Raw genomic sequence first — 15,307 nt, 5'->3', positions numbered from 1 at the left:
GTCGTCAGCCGGCCATGATGCCCGGGATGCCCTTGAGCTCACCCATCAGCATCGAGCTGACCTTCACCGGATAGTCGTACAGGGCGAACAGCGTCTCGCGCTTGCCGACCAGCTTCAGCCGCACCGGCGTCTCACCCGGGTGTGCCTTGAGGGTCTGTTTGAGCTCGACGACCACGCTCTGGTCCAGTTTCTCGGCCGATGCGACGAGCATGAGCGGCGGTTCCTCGTCGCCCGCGGCGATGTCGGACAGGTCCAGCGGCACGAGACCACCGCCGAACACCGACATCTTGTCCTCACGCCAGTTGACGCGGCCCTTGACGACGACGGCGTTGTCCTCCACCAGGTCGGCCGCGAAGATCGCGTACGACTTCGGGAAGAACAGCACCTCCAGCGAGGCGTCCATGTCCTCGACCGTGCAGATCGCCCACGGCTCGCCCTTCTTGTTCACGCGCCGCTCGACCGACGTCAGCAGCCCGGAGACCTCGATCTCGCCTTCCTTCGGCGGATCGGCGAGGATCGCGGCAATCGGTTTCTTCGCGTGCTTGCGCAGAATCCGCTCGGCGCCGTCCAGCGGATGGCCGGACACGTACAGCCCGAGCATCTCCCGTTCGTAGGCGAGCTTCTGCTTCCGCGGGTACTCGTCCTCGTCGAACTTCAGGTGCGCCAGCGGCGAGGACGACGCGGCCTCGGCACCCTCGTCGGATGCGCCGGCGCCGAACAGGTCGAACTGCCCCATCGCCTCCTGGCGTTTCAGCGGAACGACCGCCTCGACCGCGTCCTCGTGCACCTGCACCATGGACAACCGCGTGTTACCGAGCGAGTCGAACCCACCCGCCTTGACCAGCGATTCGATGACCCGCTTGTTGCACGCCACGAGCTCAGACTTGTCGAGGAAATCGGTGAACGAGGAGTACTTGCCCTTCTCCTCGCGGGTCTTGATGATCGAGTCGACGACGTTGCCGCCGACGTTGCGCACCGCGCCCATGCCGAAGCGGATGTCGTCGCCGACGGCCGTGAACCGCGGACCCGATTCGTTGACGTCCGGCGGCAGCACCTTGATGCCGAGCCTGCGGCACTCCGACAGGTACACCGCGGACTTGTCCTTGTTGTCCCCGACCGACGTCAGCAGCGCGGCCATGTACTCGGCCGGGTAGTTCGCCTTCAGGTAGGCCGTCCAGTACGACACCAGTCCGTACCCGGCGGCGTGCGACTTGTTGAACGCGTACCCGGCGAACGGAAGGATGGTGTCCCACAGCGCCTGGATCGCCGCGTCGGAGAACCCGTTCTCCTGCATCCCGGCGTGGAAGCCCTCGAACTCCTTCTCGAGGACCTCCTTCTTCTTCTTGCCCATCGCCCGGCGCAGCACGTCCGCTCGGCCCATGGAGTAACCGGCGACCTTCTGAGCGATCTGCATGATCTGCTCCTGATAGACGATCAGGCCGTAGGTCGAGGCCAGGATCTCTTTCAGGGGCTCTTCGAGCTCAGGGTGGATCGGGGTGATCTCCTGCCGCGCGTTCTTGCGGTCGGCGTAGTCGTTGTGGGCGTTCACACCCATCGGACCCGGCCGGTACAGCGCGAGGACGGCGACGATGTCGTCGAATCCCGTGGGCTGCATCCGGCGCAGCAGATCGCGCATGGCGCCGCCGTCGAGCTGGAACACACCCAGGGTGTCACCGCGCCCCAGCAGCTTGTACGACTCGGGATCGTCCATGCCCAGCCGGTCGAGGTCGATCTCCTCGCCGCGGTTGACCTTGATGTTGTCGATGGCGTCGCCGATGACCGTGAGGTTGCGCAACCCCAGGAAGTCCATCTTCAACAGGCCGATGGCCTCACAGGACGGGTAGTCCCAGCCCGTGATGACCGCGCCGTCGTCGCGCTGCCACAGCGGGATCGTGTCGATCAGCGGCTCGCTCGACATGATGACCGCGCAGGCGTGCACGCCCGCGTTGCGGATCAGGCCTTCGAGACCACGGGCGGTCTCGAAGATCGTCGAGACCTCCTGGTCGCTCTCGATCAGCGAGCGCACCTCGGCGGCCTCGCCGTAGCGCTCGTGCTCCGGGTCGACGATGCCGGCCAGCGGGATGTCCTTGGCCATGATCGGCGGCGGCAGCGCCTTCGAGATGCGGTCGGCGATCGAGAAGCCCGGCTGGCCGTAGTGGACCCGGGCGGCGTCCTTGATCGCGGCCTTCGTCTTGATGGTGCCGAACGTGATGACCTGCGCGACCTTGTCAGCGCCGTACTTCTCGGTCGCGTAGCGCACCATCTCGCCGCGCCTGCGGTCGTCGAAGTCGATGTCGATGTCGGGCATCGACTCGCGCTCAGGGTTGAGGAACCGCTCGAACAGCAGGTTCTGCGGCAGCGGGTCCAGGTTGGTGATACCGAGCGCGTAGGCCACCAGCGCGCCCGCCGCGGACCCGCGGCCGGGGCCGACGCGGATGCCGACGCTGCGGGCGTAGTTGCAGAGGTCGGCGACGACGAGGAAGTAGGCGGGAAAGCCCTTCTGCGCGATGACGCCGAGCTCCATGTCGGCGCGTTCCTCGTACCCCTCGGGAATGCCCTCGGGGAAGCGCCATTCGAGGCCGCGCATGACCTCGTGGTGCAGCCAGCTGGACTCGCCGTGACCTTCCGGCACCTCGAACCGCGGCATCCGGTCCTTGTGGGCGTAGACGTCCTCATAGGACTCCACGCGCTCGGCGATCATCAGAGTGGCGTCGGAGGCGCCGGGCACCTCTTTGTCCCAGTACTCGCGCATCTCCTCGGCCGACTTGAGGAAGTAGCCGTCGCCGTTGAACTGGAACCGGTTGGGGTCCGAGAGCGTCTTGCCGGACTGCACGCACAGCAGCGCCGAGTGCGCGTCGGCCTGGTCCTTGGTGACGTAGTGCGAGTCGTTGGTGGCAAGCGGCTGCAGGCCCAGTTCCTTGCCGATCTTCAGCAGGCCCTCGCGCACCGACCGTTCGATGGCCAGGCCGTGGTCCATCAGCTCGAGGAAGAAGTTCTCCTTGCCGAAGATGTCCCGGTAATCGGCCGCGGCCTCCAGTGCCTTCTCCGGCTGGCCCAGCCGCAGGCGCGTCTGCACCTCGCCGGACGGGCAGCCGGTCGTGGCGATGATGCCCTCGGCGTTCTCGGCGATCAGCTCGCGGTCCATGCGGGGCTTGCGGTAGTAGCCCTGCATGCTCGCCAGCGACGACAGCTTGAACAGGTTCCGCAGTCCGGTCGCGTTCTGGGCGAGCATCGTCATGTGGGTGTAGGCACCGCCACCGGAGACGTCGCCGCCCTCACCGGAGTCGTCGGCGCCGCGCTGGTTGCTCTGCCCCCAGAAGACCGGCTTCTTGTGGAACCGGCTCTCCGGCGCGACGTAGGCCTCGATGCCGATGATCGGCTTGATGCCCGCCTGCTTCGCCTGTTGGTAGAACTCGTCGGCGCCGTACATGTTGCCGTGGTCGGTCATGCCGACGGCCGGCATCTGGAGCCGCGACGCCTCCTGGAACAGCGGAGCCATCTTCGCCGCACCATCGAGCATGGAGTACTCGGTGTGCACGTGCAGGTGGACGAAGGAATCCGTGGACACCGGCGAAACCTCCCCTTCGACCGCGCGCGTGCGCGGGCCCGCGAAACTCGGTGAAGTGCCCACCCTAATGGGCCGCCGCCGGGCTTCTGCGACGACATCCCGGAGGCCCGTCGAGTGCGATCGCAGCCGACGGCCGGCGCCCCGATCCGGCACCCTCCGGACCGCGACGGACACGACCGCGACCACGCGGAATCGATCACGGTACGCACCGGACCGGCGGCCGAACGCGGTCACTCACCCCAGGAGGTCAGGGGGATCTGCGCGAAATGCCCCGTTCTTCCCGTGCCACCGTCACACGCGCGCGGCCGTGATGGTTCACTGCAGACATGACACGTGACGAGGCGCTCGAGCTGAGGTGCGCAACAGGCTCCGACGTCGGCCAGCGGCGTAGCGGGAACGAGGACTCGGCGCTGGCGACCGCGCACCTGGTCGCCGTGGCCGACGGCATGGGCGGGCACGCGGCCGGCGAGGTCGCCAGCGCGATCGCGATCGACGCCGCCGGCGAGCTCGACACCCGGCTCGCCGAGAACGGTGATCTGGACCCGCTCGAGGAACTGGCCGCCGTGTTCACGCAGGCCTCGAGCGTGCTCGACGAGCGCGTCGGAGCCGATCCCGAGCTCTCCGGCATGGGCACCACGCTCACCGTCATGCTGTGGCTGGGCCGCGAGTTCGCGCTCGGCCACATCGGCGACTCGCGCGCCTACCGGCTGCGCGGCGCCGAGCTGACACAGCTGAGCCGCGACCACACGCTCGTCCAGTCACTCGTCGACGAGGGCAAGCTCGACGAGGAGAGCGCAGCGGTACACCCTGGCCGGTCGGTGCTGATCAAGGCACTGCTCGCGGGCCAGGTGGCCGAGCCGGACCTCGAGATGCACGAGGCCCACCCGGGTGACCGGTACCTGCTGTGCTCCGACGGGCTCACCGACGTCGTGTCCATCCAGGAGATCGGCGCGGTCCTCGGCTCGACGGACGAACCGTCCGACGCGGTCGCGACCCTCATCGAACTCGCCAATGAGGCGGGCGGTCCGGACAACATCACCTGTGTCGTGGTGCACGTGGCCGCCCCGGACTCCGACGGCCGGGCCACCGACGGTCAGGACGCCGAAGCCGGGGACGCCGACGGCGCCGGAAACGACGCCGGTGCGAGCGCCGCGGCAGGCGGAGCGGCAGCCGAGTCGGACTGACGGCTCACCGGCGCGCTCACGGTGACGCGGGCGAGCTGCTCCCGCCGCTCCACTCCCCCGCACCGCCGATGTCGGCGGCGCGGGCGCTCCAGGTGTCGCACGCGGCGACCGAGTCGCCCGTGAATCCGGTGGTGGCCCACTGCTGTTGGAGGCGGGCGCCGCCATGACTCTCGCCACCGCTCCAGTTGGCGAAATCCTGCACCGCGACCTCGGGACCCCCACTCGGGCCCGCCAGTCCGGTGTCGCGCGCGGCATCGAGGAACAGGCCCGCGAAGCAGGTCGCCTGCAGTTCGAACCGCCTTCCCACCTCGCTCTCCGCCGCCCCGTCCGCGTCGGACATCGCGTTGCCCGTCTCGGTGAACACGCCGGTGAGTGCCTGGACGTGGTGGCCGTACTCGTGCGCGAGCGTGGCGAGGAACGCGGGCTCGTCCGTGCCGCCGACGGCCGTGGTCAGCCGCGAGTACGGCAGGTGGATCGTGTGGTCGGCGTCGCAGTACAGGCCGAGCGCGCGATCGGCGGGTGGCAGCTCGCCGCATTCGGTCGTGCGGACGTCGGCGACGTCGACGGAGGCGGGCTGTGGCCGAACGCCCATCCGGTCGTACACCGGTTGCCACGCTCGGTCGAGACAGTCGAGCACCTCGCGGTAGTAGGCGCGGGCCGCGTCGCGACCGGGTCGCAGTTCGCCGGGTTCGCAGTCGACGGTGGCCAGTTGCGCCTCGCTGTCGCGCAACGCGGTCGCTGCCGAATCGGGGGCGCTCGGATCGGCCGCCGGTGTGATGCCCGACGCCGTGTCGCCGTCGCCCGAGACGACGTCGCTGACCACGACCACGGTGGCGAGCATCAACAGGGACGCTGCCACGGCGATCGCCACGGGCAGCCAGCGCGGTCGCCTGCGGCCCGCGGGTGCGGGTGCGCGCTCGGGGTGGTCCGCACCGGCGGGTCCGGTGCTGTCGTCGGGGTCCACGGACAACCTCGGGTCGGGGTGAGGCCGTCGGGGGAAACGGCCGGGGCACCGTCGAGCATAACCCGTCGCTCGCGGTCGTCCGGTCCATGCGCAGCGGCCGCGCCCGGTGTGGCGCCGTCATCCCGTGACCGTCGCGGCGGGACCACCCGTGCCGTTGCTCAGTCGGAGGCCGAGACGTCCCGCACCCGCTGTTCGAGACCGGCAACGATCAGGTCCAGCCCGTAGTCGTAGTCGGCGTCGAGCCCGTAGTCGGTCTCGGCGCCCTCACCCGCGGCGCCCGCGGGTTCGGAGCCCAGGAAGTGACCGGCCTGCAGCACAGGGGCCAGATGTGGGAACCGCTCCGGGGTGACGACCCCGCCGAGCAGGTCCAGCCCCTCGCGCGACACCGCCACGGTGCCCTCGTCGGCCAGGTTCAGTTCCAGCTCCACAGTGGAGGTCACGTACTGGGACACCACGAGGATGACGCCGACCTTCTCCTCGTCGTCCAGCGGCAGGTCGTGCAGCGCCGCGAGGCCCAGGTCGGCCGCGCGCACGCTGTTCGGCATCAGCACCGAGACCTGGCCGCGGGGAATCCCGAGTACCCACGGGTGGCCGTGGAAGGCGTCGCGCACGAGACCGGCCCACACCCGCAGCGCCTCGCGCCAGTCGCCGGGCAGCGTCACCTGCTCCGGCACGGCGAGTGCGGCGTCCTGCATGAGCCGGAGCAGTTCGTCCTTGCCGGAGACGTAGCGGTACAGCGACATCGTCGTGAAGCCCAGCGACGTGGCCACCGCCTGCATGGTGACCGCGGCCAGCCCCTCGTTGTCGGCGATCTCGATGGCGGCGGCCACGATCCGTTCGTGGCTCAGCCCGCGGTTCGGCCCGCGCTGGGGCACCTCCTGCATCCCCCAGGCGACGGTGACGGCTCGCGGAAGTCCGGTCTCGGTGGTCTCGGCCATGCTGCGCATCCTCTCATCACCAACTGCCCCGCCAGCGTGAGTGTGCTTCATAAACAGTTTATGCCATAATCGGTTTATGGCATACACAGATACCGTGCGCGCCGAGACGCCACTTCTCGAGATCACGGGGCTGTCGAAGAGCTACGGCCGACACCGCGTGCTGACCGACCTGGACCTGACACTGCCGCCCGGCATCCACGCCCTGCTCGGCCCCAACGGCTCGGGCAAGACGACCCTGGTCAACGTCCTGTCGACCCTCATCCCCTACGACGCGGGAGAGGTGCGGGTGCTCGGCCTGGACCCGCGCCGGGACCGGAAGACCCTGCAGGGCCTCGTATCGCTGACCGGGCAGTACGCCGCCGTGGACGAGAAGCTCAGCGGCACCGAGAACATGCTCATGATGGGGCGGCTCTTCGGGCTCTCCCGCCGTGCCGCGGCGCAGCGCGCCGACGGGCTGCTGGAGCGTTTCGACCTCACCGGAGCGGCCGGCGACCGGGTCGCGACCTACTCCGGCGGCATGCGCCGCAAGCTGGACATCGCCGCAGGCCTGATCGCACAGCCGCAGCTGATCTTCCTGGACGAACCCACGACCGGCCTCGACACCCGGAGCAGGCAGGCACTCTGGGACGAGATCACGGCACTGGCCGACTCCGGGGCTTCGATCTTCCTCACCACCCAGTACCTCGAGGAGGCGGACGCGCTCGCCGAGCGCATCGTGGTGCTCCACGACGGCCACATCGTCGCCGACGGCACCGCGGCGCAACTGAAGGCCCGGATCGGCGGGGCGGCCATCCAGCTCCACGACGACGCGGGCCACATCCTCGAGGAGATCCCCACCCGCGGGTCGGCGATCGACGTGGCCCGCCATCTGGACGCCGTGGCGCGCGCCCGTCCCGACGTCGACGTGACCGTCCGCCGCCCCACACTCGACGAGGTCTTCCTCGAACTCACCGGGGAGCAGGCAGGCACCGCGGATCAGCAGGACCAGGGCCGGGAAGGGGTGGCAGCGTGACCATGACGACCTCACCGCGAGGGGTGCAGGCACCCACGTCCCGTCGCAACGGCACCGGAGCGCTGACCGGGCTGCGCGTGTTCACCGGCCGCGGCCTGAAGCACTCGTTCCGGGACCCCGAGTCGCTGCTGATGGCGATCCTGCTGCCGGTGATGCTCATGCTGATCTTCGTGTTCATCTTCGGCGAGTCCATCGCCGCGGGACAGGGCGGCGACCGCAGCGACTACCTGGCGTACGTGCTGCCGGCCGTGGCGCTCACGGCCGCCGGTTTCGGGGCGTCCTACACCGCCGTCGTCGTCTCCAACGACATGACGACCGGGTTCATGAACCGGCTGCGCACCATGCCGTTCCCGGCGGTGACGGTGCTGCTGGGGCACACCGCGGCGTCGATGGTGCGCAATCTGCTGGCGACGGGCGTGGTACTGGCCATCGCCTTCGGCCTGGGGTTCCGGACCGACGCGGGTGTCGCCGAACTCGCCGGCGCGGTGGGGCTGATCGCGCTGTGGATTCTGGTGATCACCGTGGTCTTCGCCGTGCTGGGCATGGTCGCGGGGTCGGCGGAGGCGGCCAGCGGCTACGGCTTCGTCCTGCTGTTCCTGCCCTACCTGTCCTCGGGGTTCGCGCCGGTGGAGACGATGCCCGGATGGCTGCAGGGATTCGCGGGACACCAGCCCATGACGCCGATCATCGACGCATCCCGCGCCCTGTTCAGCGGCCGGACTCCGGGTGACGAATGGTGGATCGGCCTGCTCTGGTGCGGCGGGTTCATCGTGCTCGCGGTGTGGCTGGCCGCGGTGATCTTCCCCAGAAAGGTCGCCCGCTGACGACGGTCGTTACGCCGTCGCCGCCGAGGCCCCGGTGCCGCACACACGGCGACGGCGTTGACCGGATCGTGCACTCGCCCGGCCTGATCATGCCTTCCGGCGCGGCGAGGCGGGCACCAGACTCGGAGAGCATGAACGGGGACAGGAATCGCGCGCTGCTGGTGGTCGATGTGCAGGAGTCGTTCCGGCGGCACGAGCTGTGGCCCACGATCTCGAATCCGGACATCGTCACGCCCGTGTCGACGTTGGTCGAGCACGCGAGGGCCGAGGGGGATCTCCTCGTGTGGGTGCTGCACACGGAGCCGGGTACGGGCAACGTCTTCGACCCGGCGAGCGGGCACGTCCGACCGATGGCGGGCCTGGCGCCGGACGAGGACGAGCCGGTGCTGACCAAGACGGCGCACAACGCCTTCACCACGACCGGCCTCGACCGGATGCTGACCCGCAGGGGCGTCCGGGAGCTGGCGGTGTGCGGCATCCGGACCGAGCAGTGCTGCGAGACGACCGCACGGGTCGCCGCCGACCTGGGCTACGACGTCGACTTCGTCACCGACGCCACGGCGACGAATCCGGTGGCGCACCGCGACGCCCCTGCGGGCCGTTCGGTCGACGACCTCCTCGCCGATCCGCGCACGCTCGGCACCGGCGAACTCGTCGCCCGCACCGAGTACGCGCTGTCCGGCCGGTTCGCCACGATCCGCAGCGTCGCCGGGGTGACCGGCTCGGGCTGAGCGGTTCGGGCTGACAGGCGTACGCTGACCGGATCGTGCGTATCGTCTTCGTGCTTCTGCCGCAGCTGCACCTGCTGGATCTCGCCGGGCCGGCACAGGTGTTCTCCACCGCCGCGGAGATCGGTTGCGACTACGTGTTGCACTACGTGTCTCAGCCCGAGCTCGCTTCCCGGCCGGCAGCCCGGTCCGACGACGGTGACGACGACGGTGACGGGGACGTGCGCAGTGCGCAGGGCCTGCCGTTGCGAGCCGACGTCGCGTGGCCCGACCTCGACCCGGCGGACCTCGTCGTGGTGCCCGGTTCACGCATCGCCCAGCCGCCCCGGTGGCCGCGGGTGCACCCGGAGACGGCCGAGCGGCTGCGGCGGCACCATCGGGACGGGGGCACCGTCGCGAGCGTGTGTTCCGGGGCAGATGCGCTGGGGCGTGCGGGACTGCTCGACGGCCGCCGCTGCACGACGCACCACGAGCTGCAGGACGAGATCGCGCGGCGCTATCCGGCGGCCCGCGTGGTGCGGGACGTGCTGTACGTGACCGACGGGCGCGTCGTGACGTCGGCGGGCGTCGCGAGCGGCATCGACCTGGCGTTGCATCTGCTCGCGGCCCGGCACGGTCCCGGCGTCGCCGCGCGAGTGGCCCGCGAGATGGTCGTCTACGCCCGCAGGAACGGCGATCAGCACCAGGAGAGCGTGATGTTGCGGCACCGCGGGCATCTCGACGACGCGGTGCACCGCGTGCAGGATCTGATCGACGCACGGTTCACCGATTCGCTCCCGCTGGCCACTCTCGCCGGGGCGGCACGCTGCAGCGAGCGCACCGTGACGAGGCTGTTCGTCCGCGCCACCGGATTGACGCCGCTGCGCTACCAGCACGCGCTCCGGTTGGAACGCGCCGACCAGCTGCTCACCCGGGGCGCGACCGCGGAGGCCGCCGCCCGAGCGGTCGGGTTCGCCGACGCCCGCATGCTGCGCCGCATCCGCACGCAGACCGAACGCAGGGTCGACGGTCCGGCGAACGACGGCGCGGCACCCGGTTCGGCGACCTCCGCGCTCCCCCGGCCGTGAACGGCGCCCTGTCGAGGCGGAGTCGAGGCTGCGAGGCTTTGGCCTTGAACCGGTCCAGAACATGACGGAAATCGTGGGCACAGCCGGTTCGAACGTGCGGTTCGATGAGACGACTCCGCGGATGTGCGCAATTCCGCCTCGTCCCGCAGGTCAGCAGGACCGAACCGTGGTTTCGAACACCTCGGTTTCCCCTGTCAATGACGGCGGCCCGAGTGGACGACTCCGGCTTGAGAACCCGCCGCGGCATCACGTGCGGTATGGGCCAAAGCATGCGCGGAGCAAAGTCATGGTTTGAACGGGCTGAGAGCGGGCAATATCTTGCGTGCTGCACGGTCTGCACGGGGGTGGCAGAGCGCCGCAGAATCCCACGGACTTGTACGACTGAAGTAACAGGTTCGCCCTCGACAACGATACCTGCGTTTACCTCCCATTCCGGCACCACTGCCAGCAAGGGGCCATCCATCGTGCGAAGAACTGCTGCGCTATCTGTCGCGAACCCGCCTCGTTCGCATTATCGCCGGGAAGTGATTTCCCACTCTCACGGTCAGCCGGTTGCACATTTTCTTGCGCTCATTCCTGCTCACAACGAGGCCGCCACGATCGATGACACACTCACGTCTCTCGAACGGCAGGGCCTGCCACCGACATGGACCGTGGTCGTCTGCGACAACTGCACGGACGACACGGCCGAGATCGCTCACCGGCGGGGCGTGCGCGTGTTCACCACCGAAGGCAACACGGACAAGAAGGCCGGGGCCCTGAACCAAGCGCTCGCCGTGCTGCTTCCCGAACTGGAGCCGACCGATCATCTGCTCGTCATGGATGCGGACTCCGTACTCGCAGCCGACTTCCTCGAAACTTCCCGGGACATCCTCGCCCGCAACCCGGATGTGGGGGCGGTCGGTGGTGTGTTCCACGGCCACAGCGGAGGCGGACTGATCGGGGCGTTGCAGCGGAACGAGTACGCACGCTACGCCCGCGAGATCCACCGCAAGAGCGGCCGTGCCAGCGTGCTCACCGGAACCGGGAGCGTATTCCGCGTCAGTGTGCTGCGCGACGTGGCCGCAGCTCGCGGCGGCGAGCTGCCCGGGATCCCCGGCAGGGTCTACGACACGCTGGCCCTCACCGAGGACAACGAGATCACCCTCGCCATCAAGACGCTCGGCTGGCGCGCCGTCTCGCCCCGCAGGTGTCGCGTCACGACGGAGATCATGACCACCTGGGGCGATCTGTGGAAACAGCGTCTGCGCTGGCAACGCGGCGCCCTCGAGAACCTGCGGAACTACGGCGTCAACCGTGTGACGCTGCCCTACGTCGCGAAACAGGTCGTCATGTATCTCGGGATAGTGGCGATCGCCTTACTACTGGTCGGCACGGTCCTTTTCATCACCATGGGCGATTACGGCCCGCCCCGCGGATTCTGGCTGGCGGTCACCGCCGTGTTCGTTGTCGAGCGCATCGTCACCGTACGCCGGCGAGGCTGGCGCGCGACACTTCTCGCCGCCCCACTCGTGATCGAATTCTTGTACGACCTGTTCCAGCAGGCCGTATTCGTGCGCGCCGCTTTCGATGCGGTATTCACGCGCTCCACCGAGTGGCACCACGCCACTGACGAGTAAGGAAGAGAAAGGAACGCAGGATATGTACGGAAAATTGAGCAATGCGGCAGCAGCAGGTGTCGGCGGAGCCGGCACAGCCGGCGGTCTCGCGTCCACCGGAGTGGGATCCGTGTTATGGATGGTCATCGCGGCCATCACCCTGATCGCTGTGGGGGCCGCCATGCTTCGTATCAGTCCCCGGATCCGTCGGCATCCCATCGACTGAGGCGAGTTCCGCACAACACGGCCGGCGCGCAGCGCCCCTGTCCCGATGCACCGCCCGGGCAGGGGCTCTGCGTGGGCGCAGCTGCGCGGCGGGTGACCGTCGCCGAGGACGAACCGGTCGTTGGGCCGCAGCACAACCGCCGTCACACCAGGTGTCCCCGGCGTCGGAGCGCCCAGCAGTAGGCGGCCAGCAGCGCCGTCACTACTCCGACTCCGATGTCGAACCACGACGTCATGGCACCGAGCATCGCCCACCGGTCGAGGAATGCGAAGGTCGTTACGAGGAGCACCGCTTGTGCAGCCGTCGCGACCAGCGCTGCGGGAAGAGCCCAGCGATGGCGCGCCACGAGGAGCATCGGAGCGATCAGCCCGCCGAGGATGTTGATCGTCCAGACAACCCGCAGCACGGAGGGATAGTCGGCGAAGTACTCGATGCCGCCCTGGCCGAACTGTCCGCGAATGTAGTCGGAGGACTGGACCAGGATGAGGAGATAGTCACGAGCGCCGCCGAGATACAGCGCGAACCCCGCGATCGCCACGAGCCACAGGTGCCACGGACGACGAGCGCCGCCGCTGTTCGCACGTGTATTCACCGGTTTCCACCCACCCTGTTCGTCACGCGGTTTCGCGCCGACCGTTGCCGGCCTGATCCACTGCCCGATCATGGCGGCCTGCGCGTGGTCACGCTCGCCGGCATCTCCGGCGCGTCGGTGTTTCGCCACCTCGTCGACGGCCTCGGCGTGCGGGACGTCGAGTGATCTCCGCACTGCGTGTCGCCTGCGCGCAGCCGATGGACGACCCGCCCGGAGTCACAGTTCAGTCAGCGGCCCACTCGTAGGACAGCTCGTACCGGTCGGCGAGCAGGGTCATGTCGTTCAGCTCGAGCGGAGTGCCACGTCCGGTGCCTGCTTGCCGGTCACGAACCGTTCGCGGTCTCGGGGTGTGCACGTTCAGTCAGGTGGCAGCCCGTAACCGACGACAGCGAGGTGGCCTTCTTCGTCCCGAACGAGAACTCTGCACCGTTGTCGTGGTGAGCGCTCACGAGGTGATCGTTCGGCCGGTCGAGAACAGCCTTCGGCTTGTCGAAGCCGTACTTGCCCATGATCTCGGTGAAGATCTCCAACGCGCGGGGCCAGTCCGCCTCCTGGATCGGGTGATCGAAGTTGGCCCAGTTGGGCATATGGATCGTCACGGCATCGCGATCGGAGTACCTGCCGCCACAGCCACTCTCCGACTCCTCGTCGGTTGCCTCCCAAGCGTCAGGCAGCCCCACCTCGGCTGCCAAGCGGCGTTGAATCTCGCGCTCGATCGCCTTGTGCTTGTCTATCACGACCTCGATATTCGAACGCGCAGAAAGCTCATCGAAGGCACCCTGCGATGGCTCAGCGTCCGTATCACCCTCTGCCCCTCCGTTCGGGGACTCGCTCCCGCATCCCGCGAAGGCCATGGCCATGGCCAGGCACGTCACGATGAGCGTCGGGCAACGGCGGAAAGCTCGAGATTTCTGATGCACTGCTACTGACCTGTCCGCGGTTCGAGGGCCGGGGTGGAGTCCGGCGCACCGCTCATTGTCCTGGCCATCGCGTACTCGCCGGGTCGGCGCCGCGCCAATCGTCCACCTCGTGCAGCGAACGGAGCCGTCCACTCGGCGTCTCGACCATATGCTGAGCGCGCCGTGCCCAGACCGTGCGACCGTCACAAGAAATCACGGGTCGAGCCTCGCGCCGACGTTTTCGCAGGTGAAAGGCTATGTGGTGGGCGCAGCTGGGTTCGAACCAGCGACCCCCTGCTTGTAAGGCAGGTGCTCTTCCGCTGAGCTATGCGCCCGTGACAGGTGGCGGCGCCGATCGCGCCGGCCACCCGACAACCTCGTCAGGCGAGGTCTGAAATGGCCTTCTTCCAGGCCTCCTGGTCGCGCGGCTCGCCGGGCTGGTTCACCTCGGCGTACTTGACGACACCCTCCGTGTCGATCAGGAAGGTGCCGCGCACCGCGAGACCGGCCTGGTCGTTGAACACACCGTACTTCGTGGCGACCTCGCCGTGCGGCCAGAAGTCCGACAGCAGCGGGAACTGGTAGCCCTGCTGCTCGGCCCAGGCCTTGAGCGAGAACGGGGTGTCCACAGACACGCCGAGGACCTGCACGCCCTCGTTGTCGTAGTCGGCGAACTCGTCACGGAGCTGGCAGAGCTCACCCTGGCAGATGCCACTGAAGGCGAACGGGTAGAAGACCAGCAGTACCGGCTTGTCGCCGCGGAACGACGACAGGGTGACTTCCTGCTTGTTGTAGTCGTTCAGCGTGAAGTCCGGGGCCTGCGAACCGACCTCGACCGCCATAGGAGATTCCTCTCGCGCGCGTGCTCGTCCGGCCCGCCGAGACCCGGCGCGGCCGCATGTGCCCGACCACCTTAACGTGACCCGGCGGGGCGAGAGCCAGCACCGGTGATCTGCCGCGGATGAGCTCAGCGGCGGGACGTGGACCGCGGCACGAGCCGCGTCGCCGTCCAGCTGTCGCCGACCGACAGGTTGGAGGTCTGCGACAGGCCCACGGTCGGCACCGCCTCGGCGATCTCGCTGGGCTCGACGTGGCCCGCCTCCCCCGTCTTCGGGGTCAGCACCCACACCACGCCCTCGTCGTCGAGAGGCGCCCTGGCGTCGACGAGCGCGTCGCCGAGGTCGCCGTCGCCGTCCCGCCACCACAGCAGGACCACGTCGATCACCTCGTCCGCGTCCTCGTCGAGCAGTTCGGCACCGGTGTGTTCCTCGATGGCCGCGCGCAGGTCGTCGTCGACGTCCTCGTCCCAGCCGATCTCCTGGACCACCATGTCCGGCTTGATGCCAAGCCTCTCGGCGACGCTGTGCTGATCAGCGTCTCCCGCGGCGACCACGACTTCAATCCTCCAACGAACGACGGTGCGCGACCGGCGGATTCCGGCCGCGCTGCTTTCACGGTTGGGTCAAGCGAACACTGAGCGCGGCTCCGATGCAACCGTCCACACCGGATCCGACACCTCAGCTGTGCCCAGCATCGCACGCCGCGCCGGTGGCGGCCCTGCCGGAACCGGGAGTTGACGCGCGCGCACGCGCGCGCGTAGAAGAGGCATGGAACCGACTCGACACACGCCGCGAGCGCGGCGGGTCTAGGGTGGGCTCACCGGTCCCCGACAGGGGACTGACCGGGGCCGATGACCGGGAAACCGCC

The 15,307-nt window shown here is 68.8% G+C and carries 13 protein-coding genes and 1 tRNA gene; 6 read left to right on the top strand and 8 right to left on the bottom strand.

Features of this window, described 5'->3' with window-relative positions; all coding sequences use genetic code 11:
- Window positions 1-4 precede the first annotated feature (4 nt).
- A complete protein-coding gene (gene dnaE, locus LY12_RS02915) occupies window positions 5-3,568 on the bottom strand; it encodes a DNA polymerase III subunit alpha (RefSeq protein ID WP_253853103.1) in 3,564 nt (1,187 codons plus the stop codon).
- Window positions 3,569-3,894: 326 nt separating this feature from the next.
- On the opposite strand from dnaE, the gene LY12_RS02910 reads away from it, so the two are divergent.
- The gene (locus tag LY12_RS02910; protein WP_253853102.1) at window positions 3,895-4,752 is read left to right on the top strand and encodes a PP2C family protein-serine/threonine phosphatase; all 858 of its coding nucleotides are present in this window, start codon (window positions 3,895-3,897) and stop codon (window positions 4,750-4,752) included.
- A gap of 16 nt (window positions 4,753-4,768) precedes the next feature.
- On the opposite strand, the gene LY12_RS02905 is transcribed toward LY12_RS02910, so the two are convergent.
- Both LY12_RS02905 and LY12_RS02900 read right to left on the bottom strand, forming a co-directional pair.
- Window positions 4,769-5,716, bottom strand: coding sequence for a neutral zinc metallopeptidase (locus tag LY12_RS02905; protein ID WP_253853101.1), 948 nt, complete (start codon window positions 5,714-5,716; stop codon window positions 4,769-4,771).
- A gap of 158 nt (window positions 5,717-5,874) precedes the next feature.
- Window positions 5,875-6,654, bottom strand: coding sequence for a TetR/AcrR family transcriptional regulator (locus LY12_RS02900; protein WP_253853100.1), 780 nt, complete (start codon window positions 6,652-6,654; stop codon window positions 5,875-5,877).
- A 76-nt stretch (window positions 6,655-6,730) separates the two neighbouring features.
- On the opposite strand from LY12_RS02900, the gene LY12_RS02895 reads away from it, so the two are divergent.
- From LY12_RS02895 to LY12_RS02875, 5 genes are all read left to right on the top strand, one after another.
- Window positions 6,731-7,666, top strand: a complete 936-nt coding sequence (locus LY12_RS02895) for an ABC transporter ATP-binding protein (protein WP_253853099.1) — start codon at window positions 6,731-6,733, stop codon at window positions 7,664-7,666.
- Between the two features lie 2 nt (window positions 7,667-7,668).
- The gene (locus tag LY12_RS02890) at window positions 7,669-8,490 is read left to right on the top strand and encodes an ABC transporter permease (RefSeq protein ID WP_253854832.1); all 822 of its coding nucleotides are present in this window, start codon (window positions 7,669-7,671) and stop codon (window positions 8,488-8,490) included.
- Between the two features lie 131 nt (window positions 8,491-8,621).
- On the top strand, window positions 8,622-9,221 hold the full coding sequence (locus tag LY12_RS02885; RefSeq protein ID WP_253853098.1) for a cysteine hydrolase family protein: 600 nt from the start codon (window positions 8,622-8,624) through the stop codon (window positions 9,219-9,221).
- Window positions 9,222-9,253: 32 nt separating this feature from the next.
- Window positions 9,254-10,285 carry a GlxA family transcriptional regulator gene (locus LY12_RS26035; protein ID WP_372493474.1) on the top strand — a complete coding sequence of 344 codons (1,032 nt, stop codon included), beginning with the start codon at window positions 9,254-9,256 and terminating at the stop codon, window positions 10,283-10,285.
- A 344-nt stretch (window positions 10,286-10,629) separates the two neighbouring features.
- Window positions 10,630-11,904, top strand: coding sequence for a glycosyltransferase family 2 protein (locus tag LY12_RS02875; RefSeq protein WP_253853096.1), 1,275 nt, complete (start codon window positions 10,630-10,632; stop codon window positions 11,902-11,904).
- A gap of 347 nt (window positions 11,905-12,251) precedes the next feature.
- Here the strand turns inward: LY12_RS02875 and LY12_RS02870 are convergent, their stop codons facing one another.
- The 5 genes from LY12_RS02870 to LY12_RS02850 form a co-directional block, all read right to left on the bottom strand.
- On the bottom strand, window positions 12,252-12,875 hold the full coding sequence (locus LY12_RS02870) for a hypothetical protein (protein ID WP_253853095.1): 624 nt from the start codon (window positions 12,873-12,875) through the stop codon (window positions 12,252-12,254).
- Window positions 12,876-13,024: 149 nt separating this feature from the next.
- Complete coding sequence (locus tag LY12_RS02865; RefSeq protein WP_253853094.1) at window positions 13,025-13,561, bottom strand: LppA family lipoprotein; 537 nt, start codon at window positions 13,559-13,561, stop codon at window positions 13,025-13,027.
- Between the two features lie 299 nt (window positions 13,562-13,860).
- Window positions 13,861-13,935, bottom strand: a tRNA-Val gene (locus tag LY12_RS02860).
- 45 nt (window positions 13,936-13,980) lie between these two features.
- Entirely contained in the window at window positions 13,981-14,442 is a 462-nt protein-coding gene (locus LY12_RS02855; protein ID WP_253853093.1) for a peroxiredoxin, read from the bottom strand.
- Between the two features lie 125 nt (window positions 14,443-14,567).
- Entirely contained in the window at window positions 14,568-14,993 is a 426-nt protein-coding gene (locus LY12_RS02850; RefSeq protein ID WP_253853092.1) for a DUF3052 domain-containing protein, read from the bottom strand.
- Window positions 14,994-15,307: the final 314 nt, after the last annotated feature.

This window comes from Prauserella alba (assembly GCF_024171735.1).
GTDB classification, from domain to species: Bacteria; Actinomycetota; Actinomycetes; order Mycobacteriales; family Pseudonocardiaceae; genus Prauserella; species Prauserella alba.
Note: the sequence above shows the minus strand (reverse complement) of the source record. Positions and strands in the feature narration are given on the sequence as shown.

Excerpts from the sequence above, each read along its gene's own strand:
- LY12_RS02910 (WP_253853102.1), top strand. The coding sequence starts at position 3,895 with ATGACACGTGACGAGGCGCTCGAGCTGAGGTGCGCAACAGGCTCCGAC.
- LY12_RS02900 (WP_253853100.1), bottom strand. The coding sequence starts at position 6,654 with ATGGCCGAGACCACCGAGACCGGACTTCCGCGAGCCGTCACCGTCGCC.
- LY12_RS02895 (WP_253853099.1), top strand. The coding sequence starts at position 6,731 with ATGGCATACACAGATACCGTGCGCGCCGAGACGCCACTTCTCGAGATC.
- LY12_RS02890 (WP_253854832.1), top strand. The coding sequence starts at position 7,669 with ATGACGACCTCACCGCGAGGGGTGCAGGCACCCACGTCCCGTCGCAAC.
- LY12_RS02885 (WP_253853098.1), top strand. The coding sequence starts at position 8,622 with ATGAACGGGGACAGGAATCGCGCGCTGCTGGTGGTCGATGTGCAGGAG.
- LY12_RS02865 (WP_253853094.1), bottom strand. The coding sequence starts at position 13,561 with ATGGCCATGGCCTTCGCGGGATGCGGGAGCGAGTCCCCGAACGGAGGG.
- LY12_RS02855 (WP_253853093.1), bottom strand. The coding sequence starts at position 14,442 with ATGGCGGTCGAGGTCGGTTCGCAGGCCCCGGACTTCACGCTGAACGAC.